The 15,477-nt window shown below is 58.1% G+C and carries 13 protein-coding genes; 5 read left to right on the forward strand and 8 right to left on the reverse strand.

Features of this window, described 5'->3' with window-relative positions; genetic code table 11:
- Positions 1-54 precede the first annotated feature (54 nt).
- On the reverse strand, positions 55-1,041 hold the full coding sequence (locus BFV97_RS00250; protein ID WP_069298319.1) for a membrane dipeptidase: 987 nt from the start codon (positions 1,039-1,041) through the stop codon (positions 55-57).
- Positions 1,038-2,489 (reverse strand): aldehyde dehydrogenase family protein, encoded by a 1,452-nt coding sequence (locus BFV97_RS00255; RefSeq protein WP_069298320.1) that lies wholly within the window; start codon positions 2,487-2,489, stop codon positions 1,038-1,040. Before BFV97_RS00255 ends, BFV97_RS00250 begins: the two co-directional genes overlap by 4 nt.
- A gap of 90 nt (positions 2,490-2,579) precedes the next feature.
- Here BFV97_RS00255 and BFV97_RS00260 point away from each other — a divergent pair, with 90 nt between their 5' ends.
- The 4 genes from BFV97_RS00260 to BFV97_RS00275 all read left to right on the forward strand — a co-directional run bounded on the left by BFV97_RS00260 (position 2,580) and on the right by BFV97_RS00275 (position 6,200).
- A complete protein-coding gene (locus tag BFV97_RS00260) occupies positions 2,580-3,449 on the forward strand; it encodes a LysR family transcriptional regulator (RefSeq protein ID WP_069298321.1) in 870 nt (289 codons plus the stop codon).
- A 240-nt stretch (positions 3,450-3,689) separates the two neighbouring features.
- Positions 3,690-4,496, forward strand: coding sequence for an alpha/beta fold hydrolase (locus BFV97_RS00265; RefSeq protein ID WP_069298322.1), 807 nt, complete (start codon positions 3,690-3,692; stop codon positions 4,494-4,496).
- The gene (locus tag BFV97_RS00270) at positions 4,493-5,839 is read left to right on the forward strand and encodes a sensor histidine kinase (RefSeq protein WP_069298323.1); all 1,347 of its coding nucleotides are present in this window, start codon (positions 4,493-4,495) and stop codon (positions 5,837-5,839) included. Before BFV97_RS00265 ends, BFV97_RS00270 begins: the two co-directional genes overlap by 4 nt.
- Before the next feature lie 103 nt (positions 5,840-5,942).
- Positions 5,943-6,200, forward strand: a complete 258-nt coding sequence (locus BFV97_RS00275; RefSeq protein WP_069298324.1) for a GlsB/YeaQ/YmgE family stress response membrane protein — start codon at positions 5,943-5,945, stop codon at positions 6,198-6,200.
- Here the strand turns inward: BFV97_RS00275 and BFV97_RS00280 are convergent, their stop codons facing one another.
- A complete protein-coding gene (locus BFV97_RS00280; protein WP_157888244.1) occupies positions 6,201-6,959 on the reverse strand; it encodes a DUF4198 domain-containing protein in 759 nt (252 codons plus the stop codon).
- Between the two features lie 45 nt (positions 6,960-7,004).
- Between BFV97_RS00280 and BFV97_RS00285 the strand changes: the two genes are divergently transcribed.
- Positions 7,005-8,150: a HupE/UreJ family protein gene (locus tag BFV97_RS00285; protein ID WP_069298326.1), complete on the forward strand. Its 1,146-nt coding sequence runs from the start codon at positions 7,005-7,007 to the stop codon at positions 8,148-8,150.
- A gap of 63 nt (positions 8,151-8,213) precedes the next feature.
- Here BFV97_RS00285 and BFV97_RS00290 read toward each other — a convergent pair whose 3' ends face one another.
- The 5 genes from BFV97_RS00290 to BFV97_RS00310 form a co-directional block, all read right to left on the reverse strand.
- On the reverse strand, positions 8,214-9,371 hold the full coding sequence (locus tag BFV97_RS00290) for an ABC transporter permease (protein WP_069298327.1): 1,158 nt from the start codon (positions 9,369-9,371) through the stop codon (positions 8,214-8,216).
- Positions 9,368-10,396, reverse strand: coding sequence for an ABC transporter permease (locus BFV97_RS00295; RefSeq protein WP_069298328.1), 1,029 nt, complete (start codon positions 10,394-10,396; stop codon positions 9,368-9,370). The genes BFV97_RS00290 and BFV97_RS00295 overlap by 4 nt, the downstream gene beginning before the upstream one ends.
- The gene (locus BFV97_RS00300; RefSeq protein WP_172827896.1) at positions 10,396-12,321 is read right to left on the reverse strand and encodes an ABC transporter substrate-binding protein; all 1,926 of its coding nucleotides are present in this window, start codon (positions 12,319-12,321) and stop codon (positions 10,396-10,398) included. The genes BFV97_RS00295 and BFV97_RS00300 overlap by 1 nt, the downstream gene beginning before the upstream one ends.
- Complete coding sequence (locus tag BFV97_RS00305; RefSeq protein WP_069299005.1) at positions 12,321-14,108, reverse strand: ABC transporter ATP-binding protein; 1,788 nt, start codon at positions 14,106-14,108, stop codon at positions 12,321-12,323. Before BFV97_RS00305 ends, BFV97_RS00300 begins: the two co-directional genes overlap by 1 nt.
- Positions 14,109-14,195: 87 nt before the next feature.
- On the reverse strand, positions 14,196-15,473 hold the full coding sequence (locus tag BFV97_RS00310; protein ID WP_069298329.1) for a nucleotide sugar dehydrogenase: 1,278 nt from the start codon (positions 15,471-15,473) through the stop codon (positions 14,196-14,198).
- Positions 15,474-15,477: the final 4 nt, after the last annotated feature.

A 15,477-nucleotide genomic window follows, 5' to 3' on the forward strand; every position in this document is an offset into this window, starting at 1 on the left:
CTTAGTCCTCCACAAAGCGATTGCACATGGCCTGCTGGCCGCGAAAAAATAGTCTTAAGGGACGGATTGCGCCCCGAAGCTCTGTTCAAAAAATTTCAACCAGTTGTCGCCCATCACGCCGTCGGTCGTGGTCTCATCCAGTCCTGCGGCCCGCAAACCGGCGCGGATTCCCGCCAGATCGCGGTTGTCATGGAACCAGTCAGGCATGGGCGGGAAACCGGCATTGTCGGCACTGCCTTCGCCATAGTCGATGACCTTGGTCCAGCGCCCGACCCGCATCCATTCAACGATACTGTCAGGCTGGTCCTGACACAGATCCGTGCCAATCCCGACCTGCCCTGCGCCCACCAGATCAACCGCCAGCGCTGCCATATCGCACCATGACTGGAGCGTGCATTGGCTGGCGTCTTTCAGGTGATGGGGATAGATCGACAGCCCCAGAAACCCGCCGCTTTTGCCCAGCGCGCGCAGCAGATCATCGGATTTGTTGCGCAGGGCGGCGTGCCAGCTGGATGGATTGGCATGGCTGATGGTGATGGGACGGGTGGAATGCTCAATCGCCTCAAAGGTAGAACGCTCACCCGAGTGGCTCATGTCCACTACCAGACCGACGCGGTTCATTTCGGCCACCACCTGACGGCCCATGCGGGTCAGTCCGGTGTCATCATCCTCGTAACAGCCTGACGCCAGCAGCGACTGGTTGTTATACGTCAGTTGCATAAACCGCAGACCGAGCGTGTGCAGCACCTCAACCAGCCCGATGTCATCTTCGATACAGGACGGGTTTTGCGACCCGAAAAAGATCGCTGTGCGGCCGGTTTCACGGGCGCGGCGTACATCGTCAGCGGTGCGGCCCTGAAAGATCAGGTCGGGGAATTGTTCAAACCAGCGGTTCCATTGCTCGATCACCAGAACCGTTTCGCGAAAGGTCTCGTGGTAAGTGATGGTGACGTGGACAGCGTCCACGCCCCCCGCACGCATCTCGCGAAAGATTTTCTCAGACCAATTGGCGTATTGCAAACCGTCGATCAGATAGCTCATGCCGGTTCACCCGCCGAAACGTAAGCGGTTTTGACCGTCGTGTAGAACTCGGCCGCATAAGTGCCCTGTTCGCGCGGTCCAAAGCTCGACGCGCCACGACCGCCGAAGGGCACGTGATAGTCGGTGCCCGCTGTTGGCAGATTCACCATCACGGTTCCCGCCCGCATGTTCGCGCGGAAATGGCTGGCACGGGCCAGTGAGGTCGTCATGATACCGGCGGTCAGACCGAACTGGCTGTCATTGGCAACCGACAGCGCCTCTTCGTAGCTGTCCACCTTTTGCACGGCGGTGATCGGCCCGAACATCTCTTCGCGGTTGATCCGCATATCGTTGCGCGTGTTCACAAAAACCGCAGGCGCCTGATAGAAACCTTCGGTCGCCATTTCCAGACGCTCTCCACCACAGAGCAGCTCTGCCCCTTCGCTCTTGCCGGTTTCGATATAGTCGAGGTTCTGGCGCAACTGGCTTTCGCTGACGACAGGGCCGATTTGCGTGCCTTCTTCTAGCGCGTGACCGACCTTGAGCGCCTTGGCAGCGGCGACCAGTTTCTCAACAAAGGCATCGTGCAGGCTGCTGTGTACGATCAGTCGGCTGGCCGCGGTGCATTTCTGCCCTGTCCCGCCAAAGGCCGAACCCGCAGCATGGGCCACGGCAAGATCAAGCTCCGCATCATCCATCACGATCAACGGATTCTTCGATCCCATTTCCATCTGCACCTTGGTCATGTTCTGCACGGCAGCAGCGGCAATGCCACGGCCTACAGGAACCGAGCCGGTGAAGCTGATCGCATCCACCTGCCCGCCTTCGACCAGACGCTGGCCCACATCACGGCCCGGTCCGGCCACAAGGTTGAACAGGCCCTTTGGAATGTCCTGACGGGCGATGATTTCTGTCAGGGCAATGGCACTGGCCGGTGTCACATTGGCCGGTTTCCACACAATCGCGTTGCCAAAGGCCAGCGCAGGGGCGATTTTCCAGGACGGCGTGGCCACAGGAAAGTTCCAGGGCGAAATGATCGCCACCACGCCCACCGCTTCGCGGCGCACGTCAATTTCAATCCCCGGACGTACACTTTCGGCTAGATCACCGTGCTGACGCAGGCATTCGGCGGCGTAATAGGTAAAGAACTGTCCGGCGCGGTAAACCTCGCCCTTGCCCTCGGCCAGCGGTTTGCCTTCTTCGCGGGACAGCATACGGCCGATTTCTTCGGCGCGGGCCATCAGTTCGGTACCGATAGCCATCAGCACATCGTGACGCTTCTGGATACCCGCAGCCCACCATGCCGGCTGGGCACGACGGGCCGCAGCAAGCGCTGTGTCCAACTGTCCGGCATCCGCCTGTGCATACATGCCGATCAAATCGGATGTGTCAGAGGGGTTGCGGTTTTCAATCTGGCTGGCCCCGTCGGTCCAGGAACCATCAATGTAAAGTTGCGTGCGATCGGTCATGACACTCTCCTATTTGGTTGGCTTTGGTCTAGACCCTCGGAGAGATTTCAGTCACTATGAATTTATTGAAGGTTCTTTCAGGAAAATTGAATGTCAGTAAAGCTTGAGATGCTCCGCACCTTTGCAACGGTCGCAGCTCAAGGCACGTTATCCGGTGCCGCAGCGGTTTTGGGGCGCACGCCCTCTGCCATTTCCATGATGCTGGCCCAGTTTGAACAAGAGGTCGGCGCCCCCCTGTTTGAAACCGACCGCAAGAGCCGTCTGTCCCCCCTTGGCCAACTGGTGCTTGAGGAAGCCCAACGCGCCACCGAAGCCTTTGACAACAGCGTCGATGCGATCCGCCGCCACGCCCTGTCCACGGCAGGTATCGTGCGCATCGCGGCCGTGCCCTCTGCGACTGTGGCGCTGCTGCCCGATGTGATCGACGCCTTTCGCAAGGCCCGTCCGGAGGTGCGCATCGAAATCAGCGACGTGGACAGTGCGGCGGTGCGCGCCCGCCTGCATCGGGACGAGGCCGACATCGGTATTGTCTCGGCAAGGCCCGGCGACCCGCTAGAGGGCGTGCGCATCCTGTCTGATGACCTTGGAATTGTCTGTGCCGAGGGCGGTGCCATCCATCAGGCCCATCTTGCCACCAAAGGCGCGTCGGACTGGAGCCTGTTGCGCCTGGAGCCGCTGATCTCTAACCCGCTGTGTGATCTGGTAGAGGATGCAACCGTCGATGCCCTGCGGGTGGCCAGTGTACTGGAGGCCCGCAATACCACCGCCATCCTGTCCTTCGTGCGGCGCGGTTTCGGGGCCAGCATCCTGCCGTTTGATGCCGTGCGCAACCAGCCCGATGGGGTTGAGTTCTTTGTACCGGCCCATACGCTCAGCCGGCGGGAATTGCGAAAGATCAAGCAGGAGCAGGACAGTCTGCGCGGCCCCGCGCTGGATTTCTGGGAACTTCTCAACCCGTGACAAAACTCTAAAGAACTTCAACCGGATGGCAGCCTGTCACATCATATTCTGCCTTGAAAACCACTTCAGCTTTTCTATTCTGAAAGAGAGTTGTCGGAAAATCGCGTGTGATCATTAGAAAATACCGGACGAGTATCGGGAGAGCCTAACAACTGTGTACCTGCATCGTCTGGTTTAGACATCATCCACAGAACTTCATAAAGTTACAGTTTGAAGGGTTGATTAACTAGGGAGAGGGATATGTCCAAAGTTGAGCGTTGCGCTGTCAGAGTATCCGGCTCTGGCGAAACTGCCATTGTGTTCCTTCACGGCTACGGCTGTGACAGCGGCATGTGGAGCAAAGTCGCGCCTGATTTTGAATCCCGCTTCAAAGTTATCACCTACGACCTGATGGGCTATGGCCAGTCCGCCATCGAGCACTATGACCGCGCCCGCTATGCCACGCTTGACGGTCATGCCGAGGATCTGATCGACATCCTCGACGAACTCGACCTTAGCGATGTGATTGCGGTGGGCCATTCTGTCAGCGCCATGACCATTGCTTTGGCGTCAAACCTGCGCCCCGATTTGATCGCGAAGAACGTTATGATCTGTCCCTCGCCAAGTTATATGAACGACGACAATTATATAGGCGGATTTGAGGAACGGGACCTGTTGGGTCTACTCGACATTCTGGACGTTAACTATCTTGGATGGGCCAGTGATATGGCCCCTGCAATTATGGGAAGACCCGAGCGCCCGGAGCTTGGTGAAAAACTGACCGAAAGTTTTTGTCAGACCGATCCCGATATTGCCAAACACTTTGCCCGCGTGACCTTTCTAAACGACCACCGGGAAGACGTGAAAAACATTGCGCAACCCACACTTGTGTTGCAGTGCCGCGACGACATTCTTGTGCCCGACACGGTGCGCGCATGGCTGAATGACAACCTGCAACAGGGCGAACAGGTCCTGCTGGATGCGACAGGCCACTGCCCGCACATGAGTTTTCCGGAGCAAACCTCCAATGCAATTCTGGCCTATTTGCAACCGACTGTCGCACGATGAACAAAAACATCCAGCCTCTCTCTGATCTGGACCTCTGGCCCGGTGGCTTGCTGGTGATGGACGGTGACGGGATGATCATCAAAACCAACGCGACCCTGCGGACGTGGCTGGGGCAGGACAGCGCGGCGCAGGTCAGCGGGGCCCGCTTTGTGGATATACTGACACGGGCGAGCCGGATCTTCTTTGAAACCCACCTCCGTCCGATCCTGATCGTCGAAGGGGCATTCTCGGAAGTGTCCCTTGAACTGGAGCGACCCGATGGCAGCCGGTTTGGCGTTTACGTCAACGCCGAGCGGCCTAACGGACAGCTCGGCGTGGCCTATTTTTGCCTCTATAGAAACGAACAGCGCCAGTCCTTTGAACGCGAACTGGTAGAACGGCGCAGGGAAAGCGACGAATTTCGTATATTGGTGGACTCTTCCCCCCATGCCATCGTCTCGTCGGATAGATTCTTCCGGATACACGCGTGGAACCCGGCTGCAGAACAACTATTTGGCTATTCAAAGGAAGAAGTGCTTGGCCAGCGGTTCGACCTGCTGCTGATACCAGAAGACGAACTGGATGAACTGCACAAAAGGGTTGCCGACGTCATCGCAGGAGAGGTCCTGCGCAGTGAAACCCTCAGACTGCACAGATCCGGACAGAAAATTCATGTAGAACGAAGCTTTGCGGCCATACGGGACGAGAACCAGACCCACGCGGGATTTGTCACCATGTACAGCGACATTTCCGAACGCAAGAAAGCCGAAACGAAAATTGAAACCCTTCTTCACGAGATCAATCACCGCTCTAAAAACCTGCTTTCCATCGTAGAGGTGATCGCCCGCCAGACCGCGCGGTCTCACGCAGGGGATGAATTTCTTCCGGTCTTCTCTAACCGGCTGCGCAGTCTGGCATCCAATCAGGATATTCTGCTCCGCAGCGGTAGCACCCATGTGGATCTTGAAGAACTGGCGCGGGCCCAGTTCACCCACCTTGAGGATGTTCTGGACACTCGGGCAAAGCTCTCCGGTCCGCCGGTGCATCTGAATGAATCCGTGTCACAGGCGATAGGGATGGCAATTTTTGAACTGGTGACAAATACTGCGAAATATGGCGCCCTCTCACAAGAGAACGGCGGGGTGAAGCTGACATGGGAGATCACCACTGGTGAAAACCCTGATCTGAAGATGTACTGGCTTGAAACCAACGGCCCCCCTGTCACCGCCCCCACCCGAACAGGGTTCGGTTCGCAGGTGACGGGACTTCTGCTCGAAAGCACCACGTCGGGCGAAACCCGTCACGACTTTGCCACAGACGGTCTGCGCTGGAGCTTTACCGCGCCGGTGGAAAACCTGACATAGCAAGGCGGCAGCGAAACCGTTGCCAGCGCCGCGAACTGCGCCATATCTCTTGCGTCAGGGCAGAAACCACGGCACGGTAACTGCATCACAAAAGGAAAGCTCTATGGGTATTACAAGCGTATTTGTCCTTCTTATCGTCGGTGCAGTTGCTGGCTGGCTGGCCGGAAAAATCGTCAAAGGCTCCGGCTTTGGCCTGATCGGAAATATCGTCATCGGCATCCTTGGCGCTTTCATCGCGACCCTGCTGCTGCCTGCCATCGGACTGCCGGTCGGGGGCGGAATGCTCGGCTCTATCATCAGCGCCACCATCGGTGCGGTGATCCTGCTGTTCCTGCTTCAGCTTCTCAAACGCAAAAGCTGATCAGCGCCCGAAGGTCATAGAGGCCCAGAAACTTTCGTAAAACGGCGTATCTTTGGCTTCGGGCCGCGCGATATGAACTGCGTTAAGCAGGACAAAGCCGCTTTCGGGCACGTCCACCTCGGCAAATCCGGCCTTATCCGTGTGTACCCGCCCCGTGGTCACGTCACCGGATTTCATGAACACATTGATCGGATAGTCCGCCACGGCCTCCCCCTGCCAGAGCAATTGCACCCGCACCCGATCCGTGTCTGGTGCATAAGGAGAGCCTTCGACCACCAACTCGAACGGCAGGCCAAGCACCTGATCACGGCCCCCGTCATAAGGGCCAACCTGCACCAGCGCCTTGGCGTTGCGGGTATAGGTCTCGGTAATGTCGATCTCGGGCCAGCCTTTTTCGCGATGCGCCTTTAGCACAAAATCCAGCCCTTCCGCCTTGAGGTATTTCTCCAGAAGGTCGGGATCACGATAGGTCAAACGGTTCGCGTTAGAATGATAGGCAAGGATGTTCAAGCCCGTCACAGGCTCTGCCACTTGTAGCGCGGGGCTGTCCCCGACAATTCCTTTGTGATCCAAAGTGCCCTGACTGTTCGTAATAGTAAAGGACTGGAACTGCGCGGGAATATAGGGAAATGTGGACCCTTTCAACTCGGACCCCACCTTGAGAAAGGCCATCATCCGCCCGTCCGGCGCCACGGTGAAATCCAGCGGTTCGATCCAATACTCATGCGCCAGTGATGGACCCGCTAATCCAAATGCCATAAACACGGCACACGCCTTCAACCAATTCATAACAGAAGTCCCCTCATGATCTTTCCAAAACCATATAGCGCGTTGCTTCTCATAGCCACTCTTGCCGCATTTTTTATCTCTCTCAGCCCGTTGCGCGCCCATGAAGCCACCCCTTCGATTATCGACATGGCCCTGAACGGCACCGAAGTGACCCTGTCGATCAATACCAACCTGGAAGCCATCATCGCGGGCGTCGCGGATGAGACGAACACGCAAAACGCCCAAGCCGGTGAGGAAGAATACCTGCGGCTGCGCGAAACAGCGCCAGAGGAACTGTCAGAGGCTTTTGCTGCCCTGCGCCCCTCGTTTGATCCGACGCTCAAACTGTCGCTTGATGGCACGCCGGTAGAGCTGAACTATGTGGATCACAGCATCCCCCCCGTCGGAGACCCCGCAATTGCCCGCGTCTCGACCCTGACCTACAATGCGACCCTGCCCGCGGCGTCCGGCACGTTGACATGGGATTTCCCCGCCGATTACGGCGATAGCGTCCTGCGGGTGTCGCTGCCCGATACCGTCGATCCGGTGATCGCGGATTACGTGGCAAGCGGTGCGACAGCCTCCGTGGATCTCGACAATATCGCCCCGCAAACCACCACAGAGGTCGTGTGGGATTACATCGTGGCGGGTTTTGACCATATCATCCCCAAAGGTCTCGACCATATCCTGTTCGTGATCGGGCTGTTCCTGCTCTCGGCCCACCTGCGCCCGCTTTTGATGCAGGTTACAATGTTCACGCTGGCCCATACGATCACACTGGCGCTCGGCGCACTTGGATATGTGAACGTACCTGGCAACATTGTTGAGCCGCTGATCGCCGCCTCTATCGTTTTCGTCGCAGTGGAAAATATCTTTACCGAGCGGCTTACCGCATGGCGCCCGATCCTGATCTTCGGTTTCGGTCTGCTGCACGGGCTTGGCTTTGCATCTGTGCTGGGCGATTTCGGCCTGCCCACGGCACAATTCATCCCTGCGCTGATCGCCTTTAACATCGGCGTGGAAATCGGCCAGCTTGCCGTGATCGCCATCTGCTTCCTTGCGGTGGGCATCTGGTTCCGCAACAAACCGTGGTATCACAGCCGCATCGTTGTTCCCGCCTCGGCCGCCATCGCAATCATGGCCGCCTATTGGGTTCTGGAACGCACCGGCTTTATCGCCTGAGCCTTCTTCTGGCCCTAAATATCCCGGGGGTCCGGGGGCAGCGCCCCCGGGTACCTTTCCGCCTTAATGATCCGAATAGGGATCAAGAGAATCCCGCAAACCGTCCCCTAAGAAATTGAAGGCCAGCACGACCACAATCACCGGCAGCATCGGGATCGCGGTCCAGGGGTAAATCTCGATCGACGCAAGGTTCTGCGCATCGTTCAGCATCACCCCCCAGCTTACCGCCGGCGCCCGCAGCCCCAGCCCCAAAAACGACAGCGCCGTTTCGCCAAGGATCATGGCAGGGATCGACAACATGGCGCTGGCGATCAGGTGGCTGGCAAAATTTGGCAGCAGGTGCTTGCGGATGATCCGGTTCGGCTTGGCCCCCATCATTTCAGCCGCACGCACGAATTCCTCTTCCCGCAGGGCCAGAAATTTGGAACGTACTGCCCGCGCAAGGCCGGGCCAGTCCAGCAGCCCCAGTATGATCGAGATCACAAAGAACACCGCCACCGGACCCCAATGGCTCGGTACGGCGGCAGACAGGGCCAGCCACAAGGGGAGTTCAGGCAATGAACGCAGGACTTCAATCACCCGCTGCACGCCCCAATCGGTACGCCCGCCAAAATACCCTGCAAGACCGCCGATGGTGATCCCCAGTATGAACGACACGGTAATCCCGATCAGACCCACAGTCAGGGAAAGTTGCGCACCATAAAAGATGCGCGAGAATATGTCCCGCCCCAGACGGTCCGCCCCCCAAAGGAACACTGTCGCCCCTTCGGGTGCGCAGAACAGATGGGTTTCGGCACGAAACAACCCGAGAAAGTTATAGTCATCCCCCTTACAGAAATACTCCAGCCGCGCCGGATTTTCGCGGTCCTGCACATAGTTCCAGCGAAAGTTCTCAAGATCTGCTTCGGCGGTGATCGGATAGACATAAGGTCCGATGAAAGAGCCTTCATGGAACAGTCGCACCATCTGGGGGGCTGCATAAAGGTGATCTGCGTTCCGCTCGTTCGGGGTGTAGGGCACCAGAAATCCCACAAACGGCAGGCTGAGATAGGCCACCAGCAGGAAGATACCCGACCATAGCCCGAGTTTATGCCGTTTGAACTTGCGCCAGATCAGCTGCCAGCTCGGGGCATCCAGGTCGGGGCGATCCAGCGACTTGATATCCTCATGCGGATCATAGGGCGCATCATCGACGTAGTGATTGTTCGGCAGCACACTCATTTCCTGCGCCCTCCAAACCGGATGCGCGGATCAAGCAGAACCAGCAAAACATCGGAAATCATCGTTCCCACAAGGGTCAGCGCGGCGACGAACAGCAGGATAAATCCTGCCAGAAACTGATCCTGCGATTTCAGCGCGGTCAGTAGCGCCGGCCCAATCGTCTGCAAGCCAAGCACGACGGAAACCAGCACCGAACCAGACACAAGCGAGGGCAGCAGGTTGCCAATATCCGCCACAAACGGGTTCAAAGACACACGGAACGGATATTTCAGGATCGCCTTCACCGGAGGCACCCCCTTGGCCCGCGCCGTATCCACATAGGGTTTTGACAGCTCGTCCAATAGATTGGCCCGCAACCGCTGCATCATGGCGGCAGCCCCTGATGTGCCGATCACGAAGGTCGGGATGATCAGGTGCAGCAACACCGATTTGATCTTCTCGGGGGACATGGGCTGTCCTTCAAACTCCGGTGCCATCAGGCCGCCGATGGGCAGGTCCAGATATTTATGCCCGTAATAGAACAGGATCAGCGCCAGCAGAAAATTCGGCGTTGCCAGCCCCAGATACCCCACAAAAGCCGACGTATAATCCACCCATGTTTTGGATTTCGCCGCGGCCAGTACACCCAGCGGCAGCGCCACCAGATAGACAAACAGCACCGCCGCCACATTCACCAGAACCGTCAGCCACAAGGCCCCGCCGACAATTTCCGCAACGGGGCGGTCAAATTCGAACGACCAGCCGAAGTCCCCTTGGATGATGCCGGAAAACCCGTGCGGACCGGGCCAGAAGCCCATCCAGATCAGGTATTGCTTCCACAGCGGCTGATCGAGCGAGTATTCCACCCGCAGAAACTCCACCTTGGAAATGCCGTCCGCCTGCCCTGTGGCCCGCAGCTCGGCAATCAGGTTGGACAGATAATCACCCGGCGGCAGGTTCATGATGAAAAACACCAGCGCCGACACCACCACAAGGGTCGCCAGCATCGTGATGAAACGATAAATCGAATACCGCAGTATGAGCATCAGTTTGTGACCTCTGGCGCAAAGAAGAATTCATCCACCCGGTGTATTCCGAAATGCGCCCCCGGATCCCAGGCCCAAAGCCCGGCCTCCGGCACATTTTTCAGCTTGTTAGACACCACGACAGGTTGCGGGGCTTCGGCCAGAATGCCGATGGCGTATTTTTCTTCAGCGTGGATTTGTAACATCTCCTGCCAGATCGCCACCCGCCGTGCGCGGTTGTTGGTCCGCTCCCATTCGGCGGCAAGATCCATCAGACGCGCCGCTTTGGGCATGTCCACAGGCTCCCCTGCTTCGGCATTTGTTTGATAGTACTGCCCCCATTTCGGCCATGCAAAAAAGTCCTGAGCACGGGGCGCAAGATAGTCGGGTGACGTATTGGGGGTTGGGATGCCATTGTCCCAGCCAAACCAGACCGCCGCCATCGACTGGCCGGAATAGACGTGCTGGCGCAGAATATCGCGGTCAAGCGGGCGCATCACCAGTTCCACACCGATATCGCGCCAGGTGTCTGCGATGATTTGCAGGGCGTTTTCGACTTCCTGACGTTCGCCCGCGGTTTCCACCAGAACACGCATCGGGCGGCCATCGTCCAGAACGCGAATGCCGTCGCCCCTGCGGTCGGTAAAGCCCAGATCGTCGAGTATCCGGTTCGCCCGTTCCGGATCATATTGGGCAAAACTGTGAAGGTTAGCCTCGCTATAAAACGGGCTGGCAGGCAGGGCTGTCATGTTCCCCTCAGAGGCCAGCCCGAAATAAAGCGCACGATTGATCATACGGCGGTCAATTCCCAGAGACAGCGCGCGGCGAAACTGCACATCGCGCAGGATCTCGCGCCAGATTGGATCGGCATGGTTCAGGTTCAGATAGATCGCAATCTGGCTTGCCGTGCCGTTCGGCCACAGGTGCACCTTGTATTCCTGCCCTTCGGATTCCCCCTTCTTCAGCACCGCCACATCGTTAAAGTCGAGCCCGCGTGCCTGAAGATCCACCTCTCCGGCGTTGGTTTTTGCCGCCACCAAACCGGAGCCGACGATGCTCATCTCGACGGTATCAATATAGGGCAGTTGCAAACCGCGACTGTCAATCCGGTGATAATAGGGGTTGCGCACAAACAGGCGGCGGCTGTCCATGCCGGTATCCGCCGGTATCCACGGCTGCAATGTCGGCAGGCTGGGGTTGTCGAATTTATACATGTTATCGCGCTTGTTGTGCAGCGCGGCCCAGCTTCGGACCTTCTTTTTCGCCACAGCTTTGGCCAGCTTCACCGGATCGGCGTATTTGGTGTGAAACTGTTTCAGATAGGCCGAGGGACGGTAGATAAACGGTGGTCTGGCCTGCGCAAGATGGGGCAGAAATCCGGGATTGGGTTTGGACCAGCGAAAGATCACGGTGGTTTCATTCGGGAACAATACCCGCGGATATTCCCCGTCCACCCGCAGGAACGACGGCGGGCCGCTGGGCGAGAGTTCGGGGTTATTGGCCACGTCATACCACCAGTAACGAAAGTCATCCGAAGTGAAAGGCGCACCATCGGACCAGCGGTGGCCTTCGCGCAGTTTAAGCACGAAAATCCGCTCCTCTGCGACTTTTACATCCGCCAGAATATCCGGCACGAGGTTATATTTCGCGTCATAGCCCACCAGCCGTGCGTAGCCGTAAACGACCATCTGCCGCACATCCTTGGAGCGCGTGACCATCGTGCGCAGATTGCCACCATGCTGGCCGAACTGCCGCCCCTTCGCGGCGAGATCGACCACCACCGGATTGCGCGGCATTCGCATCTCGATCGGGTCGAGCGCACCGGACCTAACCTCTGTTTCCCAAAAGCCGGTTTCCTGCATCACCACATCTTCCGCCAACGCGGCAAAAGGTGCTGCGGCCAATGCGGCGACAAGACACAAGGATCTGATAAAAGGCTGCAACATCATGGGTTCACCCGGACCATATGGCCCGGCTCCGTCTCGATCAGTGGCGGCAGTGTCGTGCCATGCATGGCAAAAGCTTCGGGCCAGGTATGGGGATCCCCCGCGCCCAGCGCCACTGTTTGAAGGTTGATTTTCTGGGTCACGTCTGCCTCAAGACAGGCGGCGATCAGGGCCTTTGTGTAGGGATGACGGGGTGCCGTGAACAACACATCCGGCGCCGCCTGTTCCACAATCTGCCCCTGCCGCATGACCGCCACTTCATCCGCAATCCGCGCGACAACCGCCAGATCGTGACTGATGAACAAGTAGCTAAGACCGAAATCGTCGCGGATTTCTTCCAGCAGTTCAAGCACTTGCATCTGCACCGACAGATCGAGCGCGCTGGTGGGTTCGTCACAGACCAGAAGGCTCGGGTTCAGGGCGAGCGCGCGGGCAATGGACAGACGCTGGCGCTGGCCGCCGGAAAATGCATGGGGAAAGCGGCGCAACATGTTCTTGTCCAGCCCGACTTTCTCCAGCAGCTCTGCCGCGCGATCCTTTTGCTCCTTGCGGGTGCCGATCCCGTGAATTCGCAGGGGTTCGGTCAGAATATCAATGATTTGCATGCGCGGAGACAGGGAGCTGAAAGGGTCCTGAAACACCATCTGTGCCTCACGCTGGAAGGCACGGCGCTCTGTTGTGTCCAGATGCGCCACATCGACGGGCAAAGCGCCTTTCTCTGCCCAATAGCGGATCGCTCCGCCTTCGTCTGCCGGCGTCGCGCCCAAGGCGATATTCGCAACGGTAGATTTGCCCGAGCCGCTCTCGCCCACAATGGCAAAAGTCTTGCCCCGCTCCACCGTCAGGCTGACGTTTTGCACCGCCTGAACCTCGCGGTTCTTGCCAAAGAAGCTGCCCGCGCGGGAAATGAACGTCTTGTTGATCCCTTCAAGCTGCAGGATCGGGTCCACAACGGGCCGCGCCGCAGAGGGTTCGGCGCTATGGGGGATGGCAGGGGCCGCCGCCAGCAGCTTTTTTGTGTAACCGTGGGCCGGCGCACCGATCACGATGTCGGTCGGCCCGCTTTCCATCACGCGCCCTTTGCGCAACACGCAGACCTGATCCGCGATGTTTGCGACTACCCCCAGATCATGGGTGACAAAGATCACCGCCATGCCGGTTTCCTGTTGCAAGCTTTTAATCAGTTCCAGCACCTGCGCCTGTGTGGTCACATCAAGCGCCGTGGTCGGTTCATCCGCAATCAGCAATTCGGGCCGCGCAATCATCGCCATCGCAATCATCGCCCGCTGGCGCATGCCACCCGACAGTTCAAACGGATAGGCTTCAAACGCCCGTTTCGGATCCATAAATCCCACACGGCGGAATTTCTCGATCACTTCGCCTTTTGCGCTGGCACGGGAATGGCCGCGATGCAGGGTCAGAACCTCGGCCACCTGATGACCGATCCGGTGCAGCGGTGACAGGCTGTGCATAGGTTCCTGAAAGATCATGGAAATCCGGTCGCCCCGCACATCCCGCAACTGTTTTTCGGACAGGGCGAACAAATCCACTGGTGCAGCATCCGCCGGATTGAACACAGCCGTGCCGGAATGGATCACCGCAGAACGGGGCAACACCCGCAGCAAAGAGCGACAGGTGATCGTCTTACCCGATCCGCTCTCTCCTACCAGAGCAAGCGTTTCGCCCCGATTGATCGAAAACTTTACGTCCGTAATTATCGGGGGATGGTCTCCAAACCCGATCGACAGGTCGTCAACCTGCAAGAGCGGCGCGGTCTCGGCGTTCATTCTGATGTCCCGTTTGTTCATGGCCTCTTTCAAGGCCGCAGCACCAGTTAACGCGCGGTGCAAGAAAAAAACAAGGACTGCGGTGGGTTACAGACGCAAATCGACGGCTGATTTGGGCAAAATATGCTTTAGATCGTAGATGACGCTGGGAGACGCACAAAGACCGTTGATCCTTGCGGGATCGTCTTTGGCAAAAACATCATGGGCTACCGCCAGAACAATCGCGTCATAGCGGCCCTGATCCGGTGTTTCCACCAGATCAATACCATAGATCTCTCGGGCCTGTTCGGGATCAGCCCAAGGGTCATGCACATGCACCGTTACCCCGTAATCCTGAAGCTCTGCCACCACATCCACCACGCGGGTGTTGCGCAGATCCGGACAGTTTTCCTTGAACGTCAGCCCCATCACAAGGATCTCGGCCCCTTCAATCGCGACACCTTTGCGGATCATCGCCTTGATCAGTTCAGAGGCCACAACCTTGCCCATCGCGTCATTGATCCGGCGCCCTGCCAGAATGACTTCGGGATTATACCCGACCGCCTGCGCCTTATGGGTCAGGTAATAGGGATCGACCCCGATGCAATGCCCGCCCACCAAACCGGGTTTGAAGGGCAGGAAATTCCACTTGGTGCCTGCCGCCTCCAGCACGTCGGCGGTATCAATTCCCAAGCGGTGAAAGATCATCGCCAGTTCGTTAACCAGCGCGATATTGAGGTCGCGTTGGGTGTTTTCAATCACCTTGGCAGCTTCGGCCACGGCGATGGACGGGGCTTTGTGGGTGCCCGCAGGCACAATCGCGGCATAGAGGCTGTCAATAAAATCCGCAGCCTCCGGCGTGCTGCCGGAGGTGACTTTGATGATCGTTGGCAAACGGCTCTGCATGTCACCGGGGTTGATCCGCTCCGGACTGTAACCGACAAAGAAATCGCGGTTAAACACCAGCCCTGACGCCGCTTCGATTACCGGAACGCAGTCTTCTTCGGTGGCGCCGGGATAAACCGTGCTTTCAAAGATCACCACATCGCCTTTTGACAGGACATCGCCCACAGACCGGCTCGCCGCCAGCAAGGGGCCGAGATCGGGGCGTTTATGGGCATCCACAGGGGTTGGAACCGTCACCACGTAGACGTTGCAATCGCGGATTTCTTCCACCGCATCGACAAATTGCAGGTGCTGTGCCTGCGCCATTTCATCCGGCGTGACCTCGCGGGTGAAATCCTCGCCCTTGCGCAGGCTGGCGATCCGTCCGGCGTTCAGGTCAAACCCGACCGTCGGAAACAGGCGTCCGAACTCCACCGCCAGCGGCAACCCGACATAGCCAAGACCGATCACGGCGATTCGGGCTGATTTCATATCCAACATGGCA

The organism is Neptunicoccus sediminis (assembly GCF_001719615.1).
GTDB classification, from domain to species: domain Bacteria; phylum Pseudomonadota; class Alphaproteobacteria; order Rhodobacterales; family Rhodobacteraceae; genus Amylibacter; species Amylibacter sediminis.

Excerpts from the sequence above, each read along its gene's own strand:
- BFV97_RS00250 (WP_069298319.1), bottom strand. The coding sequence starts at position 1,041 with ATGAGCTATCTGATCGACGGTTTGCAATACGCCAATTGGTCTGAGAAA.
- BFV97_RS00255 (WP_069298320.1), bottom strand. The coding sequence starts at position 2,489 with ATGACCGATCGCACGCAACTTTACATTGATGGTTCCTGGACCGACGGG.
- BFV97_RS00260 (WP_069298321.1), top strand. The coding sequence starts at position 2,580 with ATGTCAGTAAAGCTTGAGATGCTCCGCACCTTTGCAACGGTCGCAGCT.
- BFV97_RS00265 (WP_069298322.1), top strand. The coding sequence starts at position 3,690 with ATGTCCAAAGTTGAGCGTTGCGCTGTCAGAGTATCCGGCTCTGGCGAA.
- BFV97_RS00270 (WP_069298323.1), top strand. The coding sequence starts at position 4,493 with ATGAACAAAAACATCCAGCCTCTCTCTGATCTGGACCTCTGGCCCGGT.
- BFV97_RS00275 (WP_069298324.1), top strand. The coding sequence starts at position 5,943 with ATGGGTATTACAAGCGTATTTGTCCTTCTTATCGTCGGTGCAGTTGCT.
- BFV97_RS00280 (WP_157888244.1), bottom strand. The coding sequence starts at position 6,959 with ATGGCATTTGGATTAGCGGGTCCATCACTGGCGCATGAGTATTGGATC.
- BFV97_RS00285 (WP_069298326.1), top strand. The coding sequence starts at position 7,005 with ATGATCTTTCCAAAACCATATAGCGCGTTGCTTCTCATAGCCACTCTT.
- BFV97_RS00290 (WP_069298327.1), bottom strand. The coding sequence starts at position 9,371 with ATGAGTGTGCTGCCGAACAATCACTACGTCGATGATGCGCCCTATGAT.
- BFV97_RS00295 (WP_069298328.1), bottom strand. The coding sequence starts at position 10,396 with ATGCTCATACTGCGGTATTCGATTTATCGTTTCATCACGATGCTGGCG.
- BFV97_RS00300 (WP_172827896.1), bottom strand. The coding sequence starts at position 12,321 with ATGTTGCAGCCTTTTATCAGATCCTTGTGTCTTGTCGCCGCATTGGCC.
- BFV97_RS00305 (WP_069299005.1), bottom strand. The coding sequence starts at position 14,108 with ATGAACGCCGAGACCGCGCCGCTCTTGCAGGTTGACGACCTGTCGATC.
- BFV97_RS00310 (WP_069298329.1), bottom strand. The coding sequence starts at position 15,473 with ATGTTGGATATGAAATCAGCCCGAATCGCCGTGATCGGTCTTGGCTAT.